General features: G+C 56.7%; 12 protein-coding genes and 1 tRNA gene. All 13 read right to left on the reverse strand.

What is annotated here, in order from left to right:
* Positions 1 to 28: 28 nt before the first annotated feature.
* The 13 genes from ACX9GT_RS20265 to gpt all read right to left on the reverse strand — a co-directional run bounded on the left by ACX9GT_RS20265 (position 29) and on the right by gpt (position 18,476).
* On the reverse strand, positions 29 to 394 hold the full coding sequence (locus ACX9GT_RS20265; RefSeq protein WP_473188429.1) for a hypothetical protein: 366 nt from the start codon (positions 392 to 394) through the stop codon (positions 29 to 31).
* On the reverse strand, positions 391 to 9,489 hold the full coding sequence (locus ACX9GT_RS20270; RefSeq protein WP_473188430.1) for a hemagglutinin repeat-containing protein: 9,099 nt from the start codon (positions 9,487 to 9,489) through the stop codon (positions 391 to 393). The genes ACX9GT_RS20265 and ACX9GT_RS20270 overlap by 4 nt, the downstream gene beginning before the upstream one ends.
* Positions 9,486 to 10,040, reverse strand: coding sequence for a toxin-activating lysine-acyltransferase (locus ACX9GT_RS20275; RefSeq protein WP_473188431.1), 555 nt, complete (start codon positions 10,038 to 10,040; stop codon positions 9,486 to 9,488). Before ACX9GT_RS20275 ends, ACX9GT_RS20270 begins: the two co-directional genes overlap by 4 nt.
* Positions 10,040 to 11,665 (reverse strand): ShlB/FhaC/HecB family hemolysin secretion/activation protein, encoded by a 1,626-nt coding sequence (locus tag ACX9GT_RS20280; RefSeq protein WP_473188432.1) that lies wholly within the window; start codon positions 11,663 to 11,665, stop codon positions 10,040 to 10,042. Before ACX9GT_RS20280 ends, ACX9GT_RS20275 begins: the two co-directional genes overlap by 1 nt.
* 242 nt (positions 11,666 to 11,907) lie before the next feature.
* Positions 11,908 to 12,255 carry a hypothetical protein gene (locus ACX9GT_RS20285; RefSeq protein ID WP_473188433.1) on the reverse strand — a complete coding sequence of 116 codons (348 nt, stop codon included), beginning with the start codon at positions 12,253 to 12,255 and terminating at the stop codon, positions 11,908 to 11,910.
* An 86-nt stretch (positions 12,256 to 12,341) separates the two neighbouring features.
* Positions 12,342 to 12,764 (reverse strand): hypothetical protein, encoded by a 423-nt coding sequence (locus tag ACX9GT_RS20290; protein WP_473188434.1) that lies wholly within the window; start codon positions 12,762 to 12,764, stop codon positions 12,342 to 12,344.
* A gap of 248 nt (positions 12,765 to 13,012) precedes the next feature.
* Positions 13,013 to 13,213 (reverse strand): hypothetical protein, encoded by a 201-nt coding sequence (locus ACX9GT_RS20295; RefSeq protein WP_473188435.1) that lies wholly within the window; start codon positions 13,211 to 13,213, stop codon positions 13,013 to 13,015.
* Positions 13,214 to 13,384: 171 nt separating this feature from the next.
* A tRNA-Thr gene (locus tag ACX9GT_RS20300) sits at positions 13,385 to 13,460 on the reverse strand.
* A 174-nt stretch (positions 13,461 to 13,634) separates the two neighbouring features.
* A complete protein-coding gene (gene proA, locus ACX9GT_RS20305) occupies positions 13,635 to 14,888 on the reverse strand; it encodes a glutamate-5-semialdehyde dehydrogenase (RefSeq protein WP_473188436.1) in 1,254 nt (417 codons plus the stop codon).
* Positions 14,889 to 14,897: 9 nt separating this feature from the next.
* Complete coding sequence (gene proB / locus ACX9GT_RS20310; protein ID WP_473188437.1) at positions 14,898 to 16,001, reverse strand: glutamate 5-kinase; 1,104 nt, start codon at positions 15,999 to 16,001, stop codon at positions 14,898 to 14,900.
* A 112-nt stretch (positions 16,002 to 16,113) separates the two neighbouring features.
* The gene (gene crl, locus ACX9GT_RS20315) at positions 16,114 to 16,515 is read right to left on the reverse strand and encodes a sigma factor-binding protein Crl (RefSeq protein WP_473188438.1); all 402 of its coding nucleotides are present in this window, start codon (positions 16,513 to 16,515) and stop codon (positions 16,114 to 16,116) included.
* Positions 16,516 to 16,575: 60 nt separating this feature from the next.
* On the reverse strand, positions 16,576 to 17,823 hold the full coding sequence (gene frsA / locus ACX9GT_RS20320) for an esterase FrsA (RefSeq protein WP_473188439.1): 1,248 nt from the start codon (positions 17,821 to 17,823) through the stop codon (positions 16,576 to 16,578).
* Between the two features lie 194 nt (positions 17,824 to 18,017).
* The gene (gene gpt, locus ACX9GT_RS20325; RefSeq protein WP_459401459.1) at positions 18,018 to 18,476 is read right to left on the reverse strand and encodes a xanthine phosphoribosyltransferase; all 459 of its coding nucleotides are present in this window, start codon (positions 18,474 to 18,476) and stop codon (positions 18,018 to 18,020) included.
* Positions 18,477 to 18,634: the final 158 nt, after the last annotated feature.

Raw genomic sequence — 18,634 nt, forward strand, 5'->3', positions numbered from 1 at the left:
GATCCCGGCCAAATGGCCGGGATTGGTTCTATTTAATAGGATAGTTGTAATGCTCAGGGATTTTATAATCTTCCGGGAAAGATATCTCATCAGGAAGCTTGAAAAAACGGTCAATATCCTCAGTCGTCTGATAAAAAACCCCGTATATCCCAGATAAAAAAGCTGATATACGCAGCAAGGCTGCTTGCATTGCTAATTCATCGTTATTTTCTTGTGCATTAAAAAACAACTCAATTGTTAAATTAAGATTTTTCATGCTCCCTTGGATGCTATCTACTATTGAATAATCTTTCGCCAAATAAAGGTCATCCATATCAAGCTCTTTACCCGACCGCTGCTTTAACAGCTCCAAGTAAGCATCTTTAAATTTATCTAACATACTAATATCTATCATTTTGGCAACCTTCTACCTTCAGCTTTAGCGGCCTTGGTTTTTGCGTCATTAAAGGAACCGTCAAGATTAAGAACCGCCCTTACCTTTGTCCCTGTACTATCAAAAACTTCGATATGGTCTTTATGTTTGGCATCTAAATAGAATTGATCACCTTTCTGAATATAATCACCTACAGGTTTATTTGCCTGGTAAACGCTTTGCCCCTGATATTGCTTACTGGTTTTTTTAGATATCTCTTTAATTTCACTTCCAAAACCAGCCTGCTTAAAGAACTCACCCATATTACCAACAGCCCCGGCATTCGGAACGTGTGGAACTTTTTTACCCGGCAAGATAATACTCGCCAGTATCCCACCCGTGGCTTCCAGAGCAAGCTGGTTACCTTGCGCGGCTTCTTTCACCTGCCCGGCAACCGCTGTCCAGGTTTCACTCTTCATCAGGGCTTTCAACGTATCTGCCGCAGCCTGATTTTTACCCGCCAGATCGTTTAATGCCTGAGTACAGTAACTGTCTCCCATCGCGCATGAAGTGAGAGCCATCGCCGCATCAGCACCGTAATCCGCCCCACCTAATACCGCATCACCGGTATCCGCCGCCGCACCGATAATGCTGTTAACGATAGCGGAGAGTGTACCTTCGCCAAGTTTATCCCTGACCTGATCCTTCATATTGCCGGCAACCTGTTTCACCGTTTCACGCGCTGCATCACCACTCAGCGAGTTATTGGTAACCACCGTTTGCCCGGTCTGTGCTCCTGCTATCACATCCGCTGTGCTGTTGCCTATCAACCCACCCGCTAACCCTGCCGCCAATGTCGCCAGCGCTGTGATCGTCTGTTTCTCTGTCTCGCTCAGCTCACTAACCGGTTTACCATAAGCATTGATCGCAATCATACCCATCAGTTCGCCGGTGACTGCACCACCCGCACCCACCAACGCATTATTGCCTTGGGCAGCCGCGAGGGCAGCGTTCACAGCAGCATGAGCCAGGGTTCGTGCAGCAGGATCATCCCGCAGGCTATCCGCAATAATGTTGGTGATATAAGGTGCGCTCGCACCCGCCAGCGCTTTCGACAGGTCCCCCCCGGCCAAGCCCTGCACTGCTGCCGTCGCCGCCTGTACCGCGCGTTGGACTTTACCCCCTGTCCCAAAATCAGAGTCGTTAAACGCCTTGTTATACGCCGTCTGGTAGATCTGGCCGTTAATATCCTCAGCCTTTGGCTCCTGCCCTGGGTGATCTTTCCGCCACTGTTTCTCGGCGGCATCACGGTCGGCCTGCGTCACGTTCTGCATCTTCTCGTTCGCCGCTCGGGTGGCTTCGATCTGCCCCTGCGTTCGCACGATATCACCGACCTGGCTCCCGATCTCCCCAATGAGCTGCGCTTCTTTCAGCCGGTTCTGCTCCTTTTCGAGGTCGAAGATTTTTTCCAGCTCTGGATTCGCATTGTCCACATCGCGACTGAGATCCCCGACATTCTGAGTCTGCTTGTCTTTGTCACGGATGGTGATGGTGCCTTCACTGACCGCCGATTGGGTCGTTGAACTGGCGCTGCCGCTGCCGTTCACCCCGGTCAGCAGACCGTTAGCCATATTCCCCGCGAACTGTCCACCGATGCTCCCTCCCGAGCTGACGCCCACGCTCTGGTGCTCAACGTCGTATGCGGCCTGGTTCTCGATATTGCTAAAACCTAGCGTACCGGTATCCAGTTTATTCTTGTCTGCCGTCGCTGTCGAACCGATGACCGCACCGTTCAACTGGGTATGCTCACCCACGGTAATATCAAAACCACCTTTTCCGGCAAAGACCCCGGTCTGCTCCTGCACGCTGTCGTAGGTCGAGTGCATCTTGTCACGGCTCAGATTGACCGAACCACTGGCAGAGCCGAACCCGACGCTGCCGCCCGCGCTGGCGTTCTGCTGCTTCGAGTCGTAGTTGTCGCGGTCCTGCTCACTGGTTAAGGTCAGGTTGCGGCCCACATCCATCGTCACCTTCTCACCGCTCACCTGTGCGCCGGTCAGGGTGGTGTCACGACCACTGGTAATGTTGAGGTTGTTACCCGCGTTCAGCGTGGTCTCGGTGTGAGTCAGCATATTGCCGCTCTCAGAACCGTTGCCCTTGTTGGCGCTGGCGTTCAGCGTCAGGCCGTTCTTGCCTTGGCCGAAGTTCACGCCCACACCAACAGAACCACCGTGGCTTTCGTTCTTGCCGTCCACCGTCTGGGTGTTCTGGGCGGAAAGCAGATTGACGTCCCGCGCCGCATTGAGGTTGATATCCTTCCCGGCCTGCAACTGGCTGCCCTGAACGTTGATATCCGTCCCGGTCGAGCGGATATTCAGGTTGTTGCCTGCGGTCAAGGTGCTGCCCTGGCTTTGCGATTGGTTGGTCGTCTGCTCGGATTTTGACGACTGGCTACCATAGGAGAGGTTCAGCCCCACCAGGCTGGTTTTTTCATCTCCGGCATTGTTAAGTTCGTTGGCCTGAGCGGCCTGTACCCCGCTTAATGCCGACTTCATCCCCTGCAAGGCGGCAAGACGCCCACTGCTTTCCTTGCTGGCATCGTTGGCACTCGATACCGCTGAACTCACCGCACTGCCCACGGTACCGGACAGCGCCAGCGTCAGGCCGCTCTGTTTCTGCTCCACCACATGCTTCTGGGTGCTCTGGTTTTCTGCGGCGAGGACATTCACTTCCTTCCCGGTCAGGGTGATATCTTTTCCGGCCAATACGTCGGAGCCTTGAACTGTCAGGGTGTTTCCTGCATTCAACGTAACGTTACCCTGGGTGCTGCCCACGGTGCTGCCGACGCTGGTCTGGGATTTGCCGTCATCGGTGGTTTTGGTGTCGTTGGTACCGTAGCTGAAACCAATCCCGCCGGTGCCGGACAGCCCGCTTTTCTTCTCTTGCAGCATATGGGTTTCATCCCGCTGCTCGGTTGCCGCCTGCAGGCTCAGATTGTTACCGGCGGAAAGAGCCACATCCTGCGTAGCCGCCACGCTGCTGCCAGTGACGGTCAAATCACGTCCGGCCTGCATGGTCACGCTGTCGCCGCTTAACTGGCTGCCATTGACGGTCTGCTGGCTAATCGTGTCCCGCGACTCGGTGGTGGTTTTGGAGAGCATGCCGCTGCTGCCGGTGGCCTTGTAATGCTGGTCCAGTGTGCTGGTGTCGAGGCCATGCTGAATATTGATATCGTTACCCGCCGCCACACTGAGCTTGTCACCGGCAGAGACGTTGCCTGCGGTGATGTTCACATCGTGTCCGGCACCCAGTTGCACGCTTCCTGCACCGACGATTTCACTGCCGACCTGCTGACTGCTGGAGTGGTGCTGCCAGTTGTCACCCCAGTTGAGGTTGTCTTTGCTGCCGGTAGTGACGGTATTGAGGTTCAGGTCACGCCCCGCCGTGATGGAGGTGGTGCCGCCTTCACCGCTGTTGACTACCTGCGCTGCCGTCAGATTCACATCGCGCCCGGCTTGGAGCGCCAATGTGCCATCCGGTTGCTGCACATACAGCCCCGCGACGCGATCCAGCGTGTTGCGCGCAAAATCGCCGCCCGCGCTTTCTGCACTGCGGGTGGTGGTGATGGCGTTGATATCCCGCCCGGCGGTCGCCACCAGGCTCTGTTGCCCGGCGAGCACGCCGCCGACGTTATTGATATCGGTGCGCGCTTTCAGCGCCACATCGTTACCCTGGATCAACCCGCCCAGGTTATTGATGTTCTCCGCCAGGATCTGCGTGCTCTGCTGGCCGTTGATGCGCCCGCTGTTGGTCAGATCGCCACTCAGGTTCAGGCCGACATTTTTCCCGGCCAACAGCGCACCGCTGCCATCCAGGTCACCCGCCTTAACGGTGGCATACACCTGCGGCACCAGAACTTGCTGGGTGCTGCCGTCCGGCAGCGTCACGGTCTGGGCGACCAGCCAGACGATATCGCCACTCAGCAGCGCCATCTGTTCAGCGGTGAGCGCCACACCCAGGGTCAGGTTGTATTGCTTGCCGAACTCCACCCCGTTGTTCATCAGAGCCTTGTACTGGTCTTCATCATTCAGGAAGCCGTCCAGATAACGGTTGCCGGTCAGGGCGATCACCTGCTCGCGGATCAGCCGTTGTTCGTAATAGCCGTCTCCCAGGCGTTTCAGCACGTTGTTCGGATCGGTGGTGAAGGCGTTCATCATGTAATCCGAGCCCAGCCACTGTTTCTGGTTGGTGAAGCGCGGATCGGTTTCTACCAGATACGGGCTGCTTTCCGGGTGTACCTGGAACAGGCTGTTGTCCGGCAGTTGGGTGTTCGGCCCCACCAGACGCACGACCTTGCCAGAATCGCCAAGACTCACCTCGAAGGTTTTGCCCGCAGGCAGGGTAATCGCACCCGGCACTACCGGCAGCAGGTTACCTGCGCCCGGTCCGGCAATCGGCGCGGCGTTAATGCCTGCTGCGCCCTGGATATCACCGTTGATATCTGCTTTTTGCTGCGCATCAATCACCAGGCTGCTCCCCTGGCCCTGGGTGTATTCCGCTAGGGTGCTCGGCTTCAGCGTGATGGCCTGGATCACCGTCGGCGGTTGGTAATCAACGTCATCGACATTAGAGGAGTCGCCGCCTTTGCTCTGATGGCGTGAGTAGTAGGTGGCAACACCGACGTCGTTGATCTGGCGGTTGGCTTCCACCTCGACGTTATCCAGCGTCCCGGCCTGTAGCGCCAGCGCGCCACCGGCAATGATCTGGCTCTTGTCATTCAGCACGCTGCCCGCATTGATGCTGAGATTGCCGCCAGCCAGGATTTTCGCCGGGTCAGATTCCTTGACGCGATCTTCAGTGATGGTGCGGGTGTAGTCGTAATGGGTAAAACGGTCACCGTCGGTGGTGTGGCAGATCACCCCTTCAATACACAGGACGTTTACTTCATCCTGGTAGATGTAGATGGTGTAATCCTTGTCGTTGTAGCGCACGCCGTTATTGAGGCGGGCCACTTCGTATTCGGAGATCTGCTCCTGGGAAACCAGCACGTTTTCCAGCGAGAAGTGGTCGTTGACGTTGTTGATCTGCGCAATGTTGAGCGCCATATCCCCGGCAGACTCAATCGTGGAACTGTGGTTGTTGAGCACACCACCCTGACCGATAGCCTGATAGTTACCATCCAGCGCCCCACCTATTGCCACGAAACCATCGCTGTAAATCAGCGCATGGTCGCGGTTGTTGAGGGTGCCGACACCGATATCCAGCCGTTGCCGGGCCGCGATAGTCGCCGCCTGGCCGTTCTCCGCCAGGTTGTTCAATGTCCCAGCCTGGATAGCCAGCGCATCGCCGTAAATCCGGCCACTGCCGATATTGTTGACAGTGGTGCCGTTGAGGCGGGTGTAGAAACCGTCAATCAGGCCGTAGTTGGTCAGGATCTGGGTGGCGGTGAGTTGCGTGGTGCCTGCGCTGATTTCCGCAGTGGCACTGTTGAAAAGGTTGGTGGCCGTCAGATCCAACTGGTTACCTGCCTGGATCAGCGACTGGTTGGTCAGATTGCCCTGGGTGGTCAAGCTCAGGTCATGGCTTGCCTGGATTGACCCGGTATTGAAGAAATCCTGCGCCAGCGTGAGCGACATGTCCCCCAGCGACAGCAGCGAGCCGTCACCGGTCAGGGAACCACTGTTCAGCGTCAGTTGCTGACCCGCTTCCATGGCACCGGCGCTATTGGTGACTTGCTGGGCCTGGGTGTGCAGGCTGTTCTGTGCGCTCAACAGCCCCGAGGTATTGTTCAGGCTGCCGCTCAGATTAAGCGTCAGCGCATCATCCACGCGCAGCGCACCCTGGCTGTTATCAACATCCTGAGCATTCAGCGTCAGGCTGCCGCCCTGGATACCACTGGTTGCGCCGAGGGTATTCTGGTTGAAGATGCTGGCGGCGTTCAAGGTGACATTCAGCGCCCCCTGGATCAGCCCGGCCCCGTTGTCGATCACCGATTGAGCGGCGTTGAGCGCCATATCGCCCAGCGCCTGGATCTGGCCCTGCTGGTTATTGAGGCGGCTGGCGGTGAGATCCAATGTGCCCTTGCTGAACAGGTTGCCTTGCTGGCTGTTGTCGAACGCAGTGGTATTGAGCGCCATCGCTCCGCCGGAAGCCAGCAGCCCGTGCTGGTTGTTCACATCGGCGGTGGTCAGCGACAGATCACCCTGCGCACTGAAGGTGCCGTGCTGGTTATCGAGCGCAAAGCCTTGGGTATTCCACTGCAGATCCTGACCGGACTGCAAGGTACCCCAGGCGTTATTCAGCGCCTGCGTCAGGGCATTGATACTGCCCAATGCGGCGATCTGGCCCTGTTGGTTATCGACTGCCCCGGAGGTCAGGGTCAGTTGCTGGTTACTGATCAGCACGCCCTGCTGGTTGTCCAGCAGGGCAGTGTTAAGCGTCAGCGAACCTTGGCTGGTAATGCCGCCCTGGTCACCACTGTGGGTATTACTAAGAGCCCCACCCTGAGTGTCGATCAGCAAATCAGCAGCGCTTTGCAGCAAACCGCCGTCATCATTGAGCAGGCCGGTGTTAAACAGTGACAAATTACTGAGAGAAGCCAGTTGGCCGCTCCGGTTATCCAGTAACCCGGTGTGCAATACCGTATCGCCACCGCCCACCAGTTTGCCCTGGCGGTTATCCACTGCACCGCTGGCGAGCGATAACGCCCCGGTTGCGCCGATCAGCCCGCCTGCCGAGTTGTCGATTGTCTGGCCGTGGGTATTCAGCGTCAGTGCCGCACCGGACTGGAGGTTGCCCGCCTGGTTGTTGAGGGCGCCGCTGCTGAGCGTAAACCCTTTGTCCGCCAGAATTTTGCCTGCGGCATTGTTGATATTGCCGGTCTGGGCATTCAGGGTGTTGGCCGCAATCTGGCCGTTGCGGTTATCGAGGTTGCCGGTTGCAAGCTGCATATCGCCTGCGCTGACAATGCCGCCCTGTGCGCCGCTGTTGCGGTTCAGCACCTCGGCACCGCGACTGTTCAGGCTCAAGGTGGAACCGGCCTGCATTAACCCACCGGTGTTATCCACCGCACCGCTGAGCGAGATCAAACGGCCATCGGCGGCAATCAGGCCATCACGGTTGTTGAGCGCACCGTCCAGGGTCAGCGTCAGATCGTGCTTGTCGGCAGCAATCAGCTCACCCTGCTGGTTGTTCAGCGTTCCGGCGGTCAGCGATAACGCGCCGTTGGAGAACACCGCACCGTCCTGATTATCGAACAGGTCGGTGATGTTCAGGTTCAACGTGCCGCTGCCGGTCTGGGTCATCTGCCCGCCACGGTGCGACAGGCTACCGGCGTTAAGGGTAATATTTCCCGCCTGGGTGGTGGTGTTATCCAGTTGCAGTTGGGTGCCCATCAGTGCCAGGCTGCCGTTGGACACCACTGCACCGTTGTCGCCGTTCATCTGCCCGGTCTGTAGGGTCAATGCCCCGTCACCGGCATGTACAATCGTACCCTGCTGGTTGTTGAGGTTGGCGGTATTGAGCGTCAGGTTTTTACCGTTGCTGGCAATCGTACCCGCACGGTTGTTGATGCTGCTGGCGTGGCTCAAGGTCAGATCCTGCTGCCCGAGCTGTTGCACCGTGCCCTGCTGGTTAGACAGCGCATTGGCAGTCAATGAAAGCTGGTCGGCACTGAGTTTGCCGCCGTCGTTGTTGAGCATCCCGCCGGTACGCGCGGAGAGTGCTTGCGTTGCCGCCAAGTTGGCCCCTGCAGTGCTGATATCGCCCACCGTGGCTTGCAGATCGACAGTGTTGCCATAGGTCTGGCTACCGCTGAGGTCTAGCGCGGTGCCGGTGGCTGACAGTTGGCCCGCTGCCGAGTTTTGCCCGTTGGCGGTGAGTTGCCCCTGACTGTTGAGCGTCAGGTTGCCGCTGCTGCCGAGTTTGCCATCGCTGGCCATGCCTGCCGCCAGTACGCCTTGTGCGGTGCTATTAATGCTGGCTGCAGTAAGCCGGGTGTTGCCTTGTGCTGCCACAATCCCGCTGTTGGTCAGTGCGCCGCGGCTCTGCACCTGGGTATCTGCCCCGGCATACAGCTTGCCGCTGTTATTGATATCCCCGGTGGTCGTCACCTGGACGGTCTGAGAAGCGGTCATCGCCCCGCTGTTGGTGAGCGTCCCATCCGCATTGACCACCACGTCACCGGCAATCGCATTGAGCGCCCCGGCGTTGTGCACGCCGACCCCAGCTTCGGTGCCCAGCAGGCGGATTTTATTGGCGTACATACCGCCCAGTTGGGATACATCCACCGCCACCTGTGGGCGTGGGCTGCCGTCAGCGGTTTTTGCTGCGACAGTTTGATGTGCCGCATCCACCTGGTTACGTCCGGTGGTCACCGCCAGATCGTTGGCCCACACCCCGGCATTGATCTTGACCGAGCGGGCGATCAGGTCGGTATGATCCTGCAGGCTGCTGTCCAGCCCCTTGCCTTGAATGACGATTTCGCCGCGTTCGACGTTGTAACCGGTCAGTTGGCCGTTGGTCATTTGCGCCTGGCCGGTGGTGAGCGTGGCGCGGTTGGCGTTGATAAAGCCACAGCCGCTACAGGTAATGCCTGCCGGGTTGGCGATCACCACCTGCGCTTTCTGCCCGGCTACTTCGATAAAGCCGTTCAACTGGCTGGGGTTACTGGCATTGACCTCATTGAGAATGACTTTGGCTTCACCCTTCGCCAGCCACGGGTTGGCGGTCACCATCCCGGCGATCTGGGTCTGGGTGTTGAGGTGGCTGTTATTGAGCACCACGCCCTTGTTATCCACGTCGAACTGGCTGTAGACGTTGCGGGAAACCCCCTCTGCGCTTGGTGTCTGGATATTGACCTGTGGGGTGCCATTGGCACTGCTGATGATGGTCGGCTGCTGGTTGCCCGGCGCGCTACCATCGGCCACGACATTGGCCTGCACCGGCTGAATGGCCCCCAAGGCCAGCAGCAAGGCGAAACACACACCATGAACTTTACCGACCATTTGGCTAAGGGTGTGGCCCGTGCCGGACGGCGACGACGCGGCCCCCGCACGGCCAGCCCCGGCGATATCGGGCACCACCATCATCATGCCACGAGCCTGGTTGAAAATGAGTCGGTATAAATTCTTGTTCACGGCAACATCCTTGATTGGTCTTGCGGGTATTCGGGTAGAGAAACAGATAATGGGTTGGCCGCACGCCAGGCGCGGGCCTGCGCATGACTGACCTGGTCACCCTTGAAATTCATCACCCGCTGGCCGGTTTCCGCACCACGGTGATAGAGCGCCCGGAAGCACTGCTCAGGAAACAGCGCTGCACCGACCAGGCGGCGCATTGCCCGGACATCGCTAAACGGCGCGATCCAGTCTCGGAGCCACAGGCGATCGCCGCTGGCCCAGTCATCCTCCTGCACCAGGATGGCCGGTTGCGTGAGATAACGCGCTTCCGCCTCAACGCTCAGCCACATCCAACTGAGGAAAAACAGCGGCTGTGTGCCCCGGCTGACCAGCATATAGTGCTGGTGTTTGATAATTGGCAACAGCACCGTGGTCAACGCGTGCAACGGGAGATCCCGGTGCTGTGGCGAATGCATCCACAGCCACACGGCGGCCCCGAGCACCTCGGCCTCACTGCGATCCCCGCCCAGCATCAACGGGGCATGCACGTCATAAGCACCTATCTGCATCAAAAATCCCAGTTCAGGGTAAAACCCAGCGTGACCGGGCTGGTATCAAAACCATCCGGTTTGGAGAGCGGTACCCCGGCAAAAAGATCATAACGGGTCTTGAAGGCGCTGCCCCGCACGCCGAGTACGCTACCGGCCAGGTTGGTGCCTATCAGTTCCTCAGGACCACGACCGCTGACGTGGCCGTAGTCAGCCCCCAGATACAATTCCTGGTTCGGCAATGGCGTACTCCAGGCCAGTTCGTTGCGCACCGTCCAACCGGCGTTGGCATTGAGGGTACGCTCACCGTCAAAGCCGCGCACCGTAAAGCGACTGCCGATGGCAAACTGGTCCTGCGGCGTCAGCGGGGTGTTACTCATCTGGCGCTGGTACTGAACGTTGTAGCGGAAGGTCTGCTTACCCAGCGAAAACGGCACGTTCAACTGGCTGGAGATTTGGATAATCTTGCTCAGCGCGGTGGCGTCACCGTAAGACTCTTCCGGCGCAGGCAGTGCACCGAACCAGCGGGTGCCACGTTGATAGCTAATACCGGCATCCAGCGTCGCCTGCTGGATAAAGTGGCGGTGTTGCAGCCCCATGCGCCAGGCGGCGGTGCGGCGGCGATTCACTTCCACTTCAGTGTCATTGATGTAGTTCTTCGACCCACGCGTCAGGATATCGTAGGTAAAGGTGGTCTTCTGGCTACCACTGCGGTGCAGCACCCGGCTCAGTTGCACCGTCAGGTTCTGGCTGTCACCGCTGTAGCGAAAATCGCCATTCAACCCGGCCACGGTCTGGTGATAGTCGTAGTCGTTGGCGGTGACTGACAGCATCGCGTAGCGGAACGGCACCGAGTAGTGGGCGGTGAGGTTTTTGCTGCTCTTGGCATTGCCGGGTTGCAGCGCACGGGTGCCGGAGATATAGAACAGATCGCTGAGTGACAGCGGGTTATCCAGCGAGAAAGTCAATCCGCCCTGATAACGCCCGGTGCCTTTCGAACCGGAATCGTCCAGCGACGCGCCCAGTCGCCAGATTTTGGCCTGCTGCCAGTTGAGCTGAATATCGCTTTCACCGGGTTTTGCAGCGGGAACGATTTCCATATTGGCCTGCACGGTCGGCAGGCGTTGCAGGTTCTCCAGCCCCTGCTCGATATCACGCAAGTCCAGTAATTGACCGGCGCGCGGCGGGAAAGCATTGAACAGGCTGACATACTGGCCGCTGTCCGGCGTCAGTTTCACCTGGCGGATAAAACCGGGCAGGATTTTCAGTTGCAGCGTGCCGCTCTTTAAATCCTGCTGCGGGGCCAGAACACGGGTGGTGATATAGCCGTGATCCACCAGGCGGTTCTGCATAGTGCTCATCAGCAGATTGATGCCTTTACCGCCCAGACACTGGCCCTGCGCCTGATTGGCGATGCGCTGTAACGGCAACCAGCGCGGCAGGGCCTCCTGGCCACTCAGTTCCACGCGATCAATGTTGAAGCAAGGTTGTTCCAGCGGGAATGCCAAACGCCCCAACCGTGAAGCCGGGGGCAACAGACGCACATCGGGCGTGGGGGGCAACAACTGTTGTTCCAGCGCACGCTGACGTTGCTGCTGCAAGATCACTTGTTCGTTGTTATTGATGGCGCTAGCGGCAAATGCCATAGGTGAAACCATCAGAAGCGCAGGCACAGCAATAGCACAGGCACGACAACGTCGCGCCCGGCGGACAAAACGGGGGGATAGCATCAAACAATCCTTGTTGGAAACGCTTAATATTTGCTTATATAAATTTTGCGCGAATATTAACCATGAGAAAGCCCGTTTGCAATGATTATCCTGACTCAGATTCAGATAAAGACGCCGCTATCAGTCCCGTTGGCCTCAATGTCACTGTATTCCCTGATTCACTGGCGGTGAGGAAGCCGGTGGCTAAAGCATCGATAAAAGCCTGAACGTTGGCCTACCACCCTAAACTCAAACGGCGTGATTAACCGGCCTTTTTGGGTAAACGCCGCGTTGAGCGCCGACTTGACCCCATACAGTGTGGGTTCCAACTCACCGGATAGGCCGTTATTCCACTCGGCCAGCGTGACCAGTTCATTACGCCAGCACTGTGCCTTGAGGTTTTCGATTGCGTAGGTAAGCCTGAACAGATCGTTTTGGTGCTTTAACTCGCCATCACAGGAACGCCAGACGTACTCGAAGCGGGTTCTGAGTTTGGCCTCAACCCCACGCTTACACCCCTTGTCCAATAACTGCTAAATATCGATAGCCACACTGCGGGGAAACCGTTTCTGCTTTTGGGCTGTCGCCAGCCAGCGAACGAGGAACAGGTGATCTACCATGGGGGAGAAGTGATGGCACCTTGCTGAACGGCAGTATGTAATGCGACAAAGGCACAAAAGGCGAGGTGGGCAAGATCTTGCACGGTTTGGTCGGGAGGATTTGTCATTAATGTCATAATGTTGAGTGAAATTGATGCTGAATAGTATCCAGTAAGCAGGAGGGCAGTGGCAACTCTAAATGACAGACACCTAACCCACCAACAAAAGGTTTCCGTTACCCTCCACACGTCAAGACCGGCCTTGAAGTCCTGCAATGCCTGCTCCAGGGCAGTTATTCTTTTCTGGTTTTCGTCAATATCCGCCTGGCTGGCAGCATAAGCATGCTCGGCGCTTTGTGCATATTCCGCCAGCCATTGTGCTACCCGGTCAGAAGATTCGCCCTTCGCCCAAACGCACTGTTTGATCACTTGCAGCATGAAATAGCGATCATCGGAAGTCTCGAGGTTTTTCAAGCCTTCGTGCAGTGCGGTATAAACCGGGTAAGCGTCGGTGACACAGGGGTCGGTAACGTCAAGACCCCGCCATTATGCGTGGCAGAATCCCTCCACGGTGGCCAATGTGGTTACGCCAGAACCGGAAATATAAGTGGTGTTATCGAATATGCCATACGCCCCTCCCATCCGTGAAAGACCGTTCTGGTGCTAACTTCTTGCTACAGTGTTAATCAGTGCGGCATTTTTTTGATGAGCACAACTCTTCTCTTTACCAACTGCCCGGTCTGAACCCTCTCATCTTCAATGAGTTTGTTATGCACTCTCAGTGCATTAATACGTTCATCAACCGTGGACTTGGCGACGGTTTCCGTGCTGCTGCGGTAATACGTCAGGTAACGTTCAGGTAAGTTGCAACTGTATTTGACGGTCATTCTGCCCCGGTCATCTTTCGAGGATGACCACTAGACCTAACATAAAATACCCCCATTTACCTGTAGATTTTGGGGTATGTCAGTATACGTAGGGATACTATGGATTGCGCCAAGACAGGCAGTATATAAGGGGTTTTGGTAGACTTTAGTAGACGTTGGTGAATGTTTGACTGGTGCCGATAATAGGAGTCGAACCTACGACCTTCGCATTACGAATGCGCTGCTCTACCAACTGAGCTATATCGGCCTTGGGCCGGGTATGCAGATGCATACCGGAGTACGCTGAACAAATTATGCAAAAGCACCGGGTGAGTCAATAGGCAGCTAATCATCTGCTGCATTTAGCGTCAGCCGTATACTTATTAGAGTTTAAAGCTAAATGTCATAGGGGCACAGCGTGCCCCTAGCTTGCTACGAAACGTTAACTGCGAACCAGATCGTCGCCGTAACCAATCCATTTATAGGTCGTCAACGCATCCAACCCCATCGGGCCACGAGCGTGCAGTTTCTGGGTGCTCACCGCCACTTCGGCTCCCAGACCAAACTGGCCACCGTCGGTAAAACGGGTGCTGGCATTGACGTACACCGCGGAGGAATCCACCGCACGTACAAAATACTCGGCGTTGCTCAGCGAACGCGTCAGAATCGCATCCGAGTGGCTGGTGCCGTGAGTGCGGATATGGTCGATCGCCTGATCGATATCGTCCACCAGCGTTACGTTCATATCCAGCGACAGCCATTCGTCGTCGTAGTCTTTCGCCTCTACCGCAATCACCCTTGCCGGGCCTTCCTGCAATAAAGGCATCGCATTATCGCTGGCGTGCAGCGTCACCCCCACCGCTGCCATACGCGCACTCAGCGCGGGCAAGAAGCTGTTAGCGATAGTGCGGTTAACCAGCAGGGTTTCCACCGAGTTGCAGGCACTTGGCCGCTGGATCTTGGCGTTTTCAATCACCAATAGCGCTTTGTCATAGTCCACGCTGTCGTCCACGTAGATATGGCACACGCCAATGCCGCCGGTGATTACCGGAATCGTCGACTGTTCGCGGCACAGTTTGTGTAAACCAGCACCGCCACGCGGGATCAGCATGTCGACATAGCGATCCATACGCAGCAGTTCGTTCACCAGTGCACGATCCGGGCTTTCAATCGCCTGCACGGCGGCGGCAGGCAGGCCGCATTGTTCCAACGCTTGCTGGATCACTTTCACCGTGGCCTGATTGGTATGGTGCGTCTCTTTGCCACCGCGTAAGATCACCGCATTGCCGGTTTTCAGGCACAGGCTGGCAACGTCGATCGTGACGTTAGGGCGCGCTTCATAGATCACCCCGATCACGCCGAGCGGCACGCGGCGGCGTTCCAGCTTCAGGCCACTGTCCAACAGGCTACCATCGAGCACACGCCCCACCGGATCGCTCAGGCGGCACACCTGCCGCACATCATTGGCGATCGCCGCCAGGCGGGCGGGCGTCAGCAACAGGCGATCCAGCAGGGCTTCACTCATACCGGCCTCACGCGCCTGCGCCATATCCTGTTCGTTAGCCTGCAAGATCACTTCGCTGTTAGCTTCCAGCCTGTCGGCCATCACCGCCAACACCTGATTTTTCTTTGCCGTGCTTAGCACCGCCAGTTGCCAGGAAGCCTGCTTCGCGGCCTTCCCCATCTGCTCGAGCATGCTCACTCCTTAGCTGACAATCATATCGTCGCGGTGGACTGCCACCGGGCCATACTCATAACCCAAAATTTCGTTGATTTCCTGCGAGTGATGCCCGGCAATCATACGCATCGCATCGCTGTTATAGCGGCTGACGCCATGAGCCAGATCGCGGCCCGCCAGATTGCAGATGCGGATCACTTCGCCACGGGAAAAATCACCTTTAACGTCACGGATCCCCTTTGGCAGCAGTGAGCTGCCACGCGCCATCATCGCGTCTACCGCACCATCATCAACGGTGATCTCCCCCGCAGGCGGTGCGCCAAAGATCCAGCGTTTACGGTTTTCCAACGGGGTTTCCAGCGCATGGAAACGGGTGCCTACCGGTTTGCCTTCAATGACATCGGCCACCACGCCCGGCTTGCTACCCGCCGCGATAATCACATCAATACCCGCACGGCAAGCGACATCGGCGGCCTGTAATTTGGTGCCCATACCGCCAGTGCCAAGGCCGGATACGCTGTCACCGGCGATGGCACGCAGGGCATCATCAATGCCATGCACTTCACGGATCAGCTCCGCCGAGGGGTTATTGCGCGGATCGGCAGTGTACAAGCCCTGCTGATCGGTCAGCAACAGCAGTTTATCCGCCCCGGCCAGGATGGCCGCCAGTGCCGAAAGGTTGTCGTTATCGCCAACCTTGATTTCCGCGGTGGCCACCGCATCATTTTCATTGATCACCGGCACGATACGGTTATCCAGCAGCGCGCTCATGGTGTCACGCGCGTTGAGGAACCGCTCGCGGTCTTCCAGATCGGCACGCGTCAGCAGCATTTGCCCGATGTGGATACCGTAGATTGAGAACAACTGTTCCCACAGTTGGATCAGGCGGCTTTGCCCTACCGCCGCCAACAGCTGTTTGGACGCAATGGTGGCGGGCAGTTCGGGGTAGCCCAGGTGCTCACGCCCGGCAGCAATCGCCCCGGAAGTGACAATAACAATACGGTGACCTGCCGCATGCTGCTGCGCGCACTGGCGCACCAGTTCGACAATATGGGCGCGGTTAAGACGCAGCGATCCGCCGGTCAACACGCTGGTGCCCAATTTCACAACCAATGTCTGGCCGCTGCTCATAATCTCTCTGCCGTTGAAATAAGAAGGGAATACAAAGAACTTTGTAACAGGAGACACGCGTTATGCCAACAGGCACAACGCGATTTCAGCGCAATTATGAAGCGAAAATGATCTAGGCGGAGAGTTTGATCGGTTTCTCATTAAAGTCAGCAGCAGGCTCCAGCACCAGTTCCAGGCTGGTCATCAGTTCCCCCAAGCGACGATGGAAATCGCGCAGCGTGGTTTCCAACTTCTCTTGTACTTCACTGTCTTTAATCTTTTCTGCTTTCCACTGCCCATCTTTATTGAACAGGCCAAATTGATAGGTATAGGTAAAGCGGGATTGGTCAGCCTGAAGTTCGATCCACCATCCCCAGAACTCACGCTTTTCCGGTGCGGGCTTTACGTTGACGCAGACCGCTAAACAATCAAAGAAGAAACGGTCATTTTCACATTTGCCTTCGCGCAGATAAGGCCCCAGGCTGGCAAAGCGTTTCATTAACCGGCTCTTAGGATGGCCACTTGGTAACGTCATTCTTTAACCTCCTCAATGTAGACCACCCTTTTTAGCAAACTGTTGAAAATTAGCAACTGGTTAACGCATTTTATCTTTCAACCAGTTACAAATCTCCAGCAGCGATTTGTGGAAACTCTCGTAGACCGGCGAGCGAGGGATGGCGATCAATTTGCCATCCAGCGAGGATGAGGCGATCAGTTGAGCTTCGGCTTTCGGGCTGAGCGGATCGCCATCCCAATAAGCCGCCAGCATCGGCGTTGGGCAACGACGGCCAAGCAGCCCCTGCGTTTTTAGCGAATAGCGGTTCAGTTCGGTTCTCAATACGCTGTCGGACGCATTCGACATGCCCATGCGGCTGGCCAGCACGTCCATATACATGTCGGGCACCAGTTCCTGGCATCGCGCTTCGCACAGCAGGCTGTGTACCAGAGCACCCACGCACGCCACACCACGCAGGCGGTTCGCTTCCAGATAAGCCAGACGTACCGCCACATTAGCACCAAAACGGAAACCAAAGGCAGCAACGCGCTGGTGATCGATCCACGGCACCGAAGGCAGTTGCATCAATACTTGCTGATGCAGAAAGCTGGAGTCCTGCGTCAGCTTCCATTTATAAGATGAGCCAATAGAAGGCATGTCAATGGTCAGCATGGCAATGCCCAGCGGGGCCAGGTAATCGCGGAACAGGCGGTGATAGTCGGTCTGTAACGTATCGAGGCTGCCGCACATCAGCACCGTTGGGAACGGAGCCTGTCCGTTTTCCGGCATATGCAGAAAACCGGTGATCGCGCTGCCGCCCTCAATGGCGAACTCCAGTTCTTTGAGCTGATACGGCAACAGCAAGGCGGCCTCTTCATACGCGCGGTTGGACAGCACTTCCGCCTGCTCAGCCAGTTCATCCCCTTTCAGATGCGGGTAACCGGCAATGCTGTATAGATTGGCGGCATTTAACCAATACTGCCCGCCCAGCAGCGGATCTTGCTGCTCCAGCGCCCGCTGTTGCCACAGCATCCCTTGGCGTACCCATTCATAAATCCAGTTGCCGTTGCGATAACCCACCACGGTATCCAGCAGGTGATCGTCGCTGTGCTCGGCGTTCGAGTTGGCAATACGCGCCAAGACTTCGCTGATCTCCAACGGATCGATACCGCGCCAGGTCCACAGCAGGTGATTGAGCATGCGATACCAATTGTTGCCGGTATCCCCTTCCAGTGCGGAGTGCATATCTGCTCCCACCGTATGATGAGCGCGCGATACCAACGTCGAGGTTTCGACATGTTTAAATGAAGGTTTGAACAGTACTTCAGAAAGGTTGGCTTGTGCCATGGTAACAACAGCCTCCGAGAATCTTGCTTCAAGGCCGAAAACAGCCGGAATGTCTGGGGGTAGTGTACCTAACTCTGGCTATAGACACCAAAGCTCAACGGGCAGAACGCGGGGAATTTACAGAAGATGACGAAATCAGGCAGCTAGCGGCAATAAATACCAACGCCCGGCGGAACCGGGCGTTTTGGCTGAACTCAACGGCCGCCGATCGGTGGTACAAAGGCAACGCCCATGTCCCATGGCTGTTCGATCCAGGTATCCTGAGGGATATCAACCACGTAGTCGTCAACTAACGGACGGCCAGCCGGTTTGGCAAAAATAGTGACGAAGTGGGCTTTCGGGTACATATCACGGATCGCTTTCGCGGTGCCGCCGGTATCCACCAGATCGTCAACCACGATAAAACCTTCACCATCACCTTCGGCACGTTTCAGCACCTTCATCTCGCGCTGGTTGTCATGGTCATAGCTGGAAATACACACGGTATCCACATAGCGGATGCTCAGTTCACGCGCCAGCAAAGAGGCCGGAACCAGGCCACCGCGGCTGACGGCAATGATGCCTTTCCATTGATCGGCAGGCAGCAGGCGGTGAGCCAGTTTGCGCGCTTGCATTTGCAACATGTCCCAGGTAACAACGTATTTTTCGCTCATAGAATGTGTGGTCCCGGCCAGCAGTTAATGTGGCTTATTCAGTAATCAGGGGGAAAAAAGGTTGCGCGAGATTATAGAGACTGACCGCGCCGAATACCAGTTGAACTGAGGAATTCATCAGTATTTCGTCTGGCTAAACCGGCGCGCACGCCCTGGAA

The organism is Serratia sp. YWN4 (genome assembly GCF_055790845.1).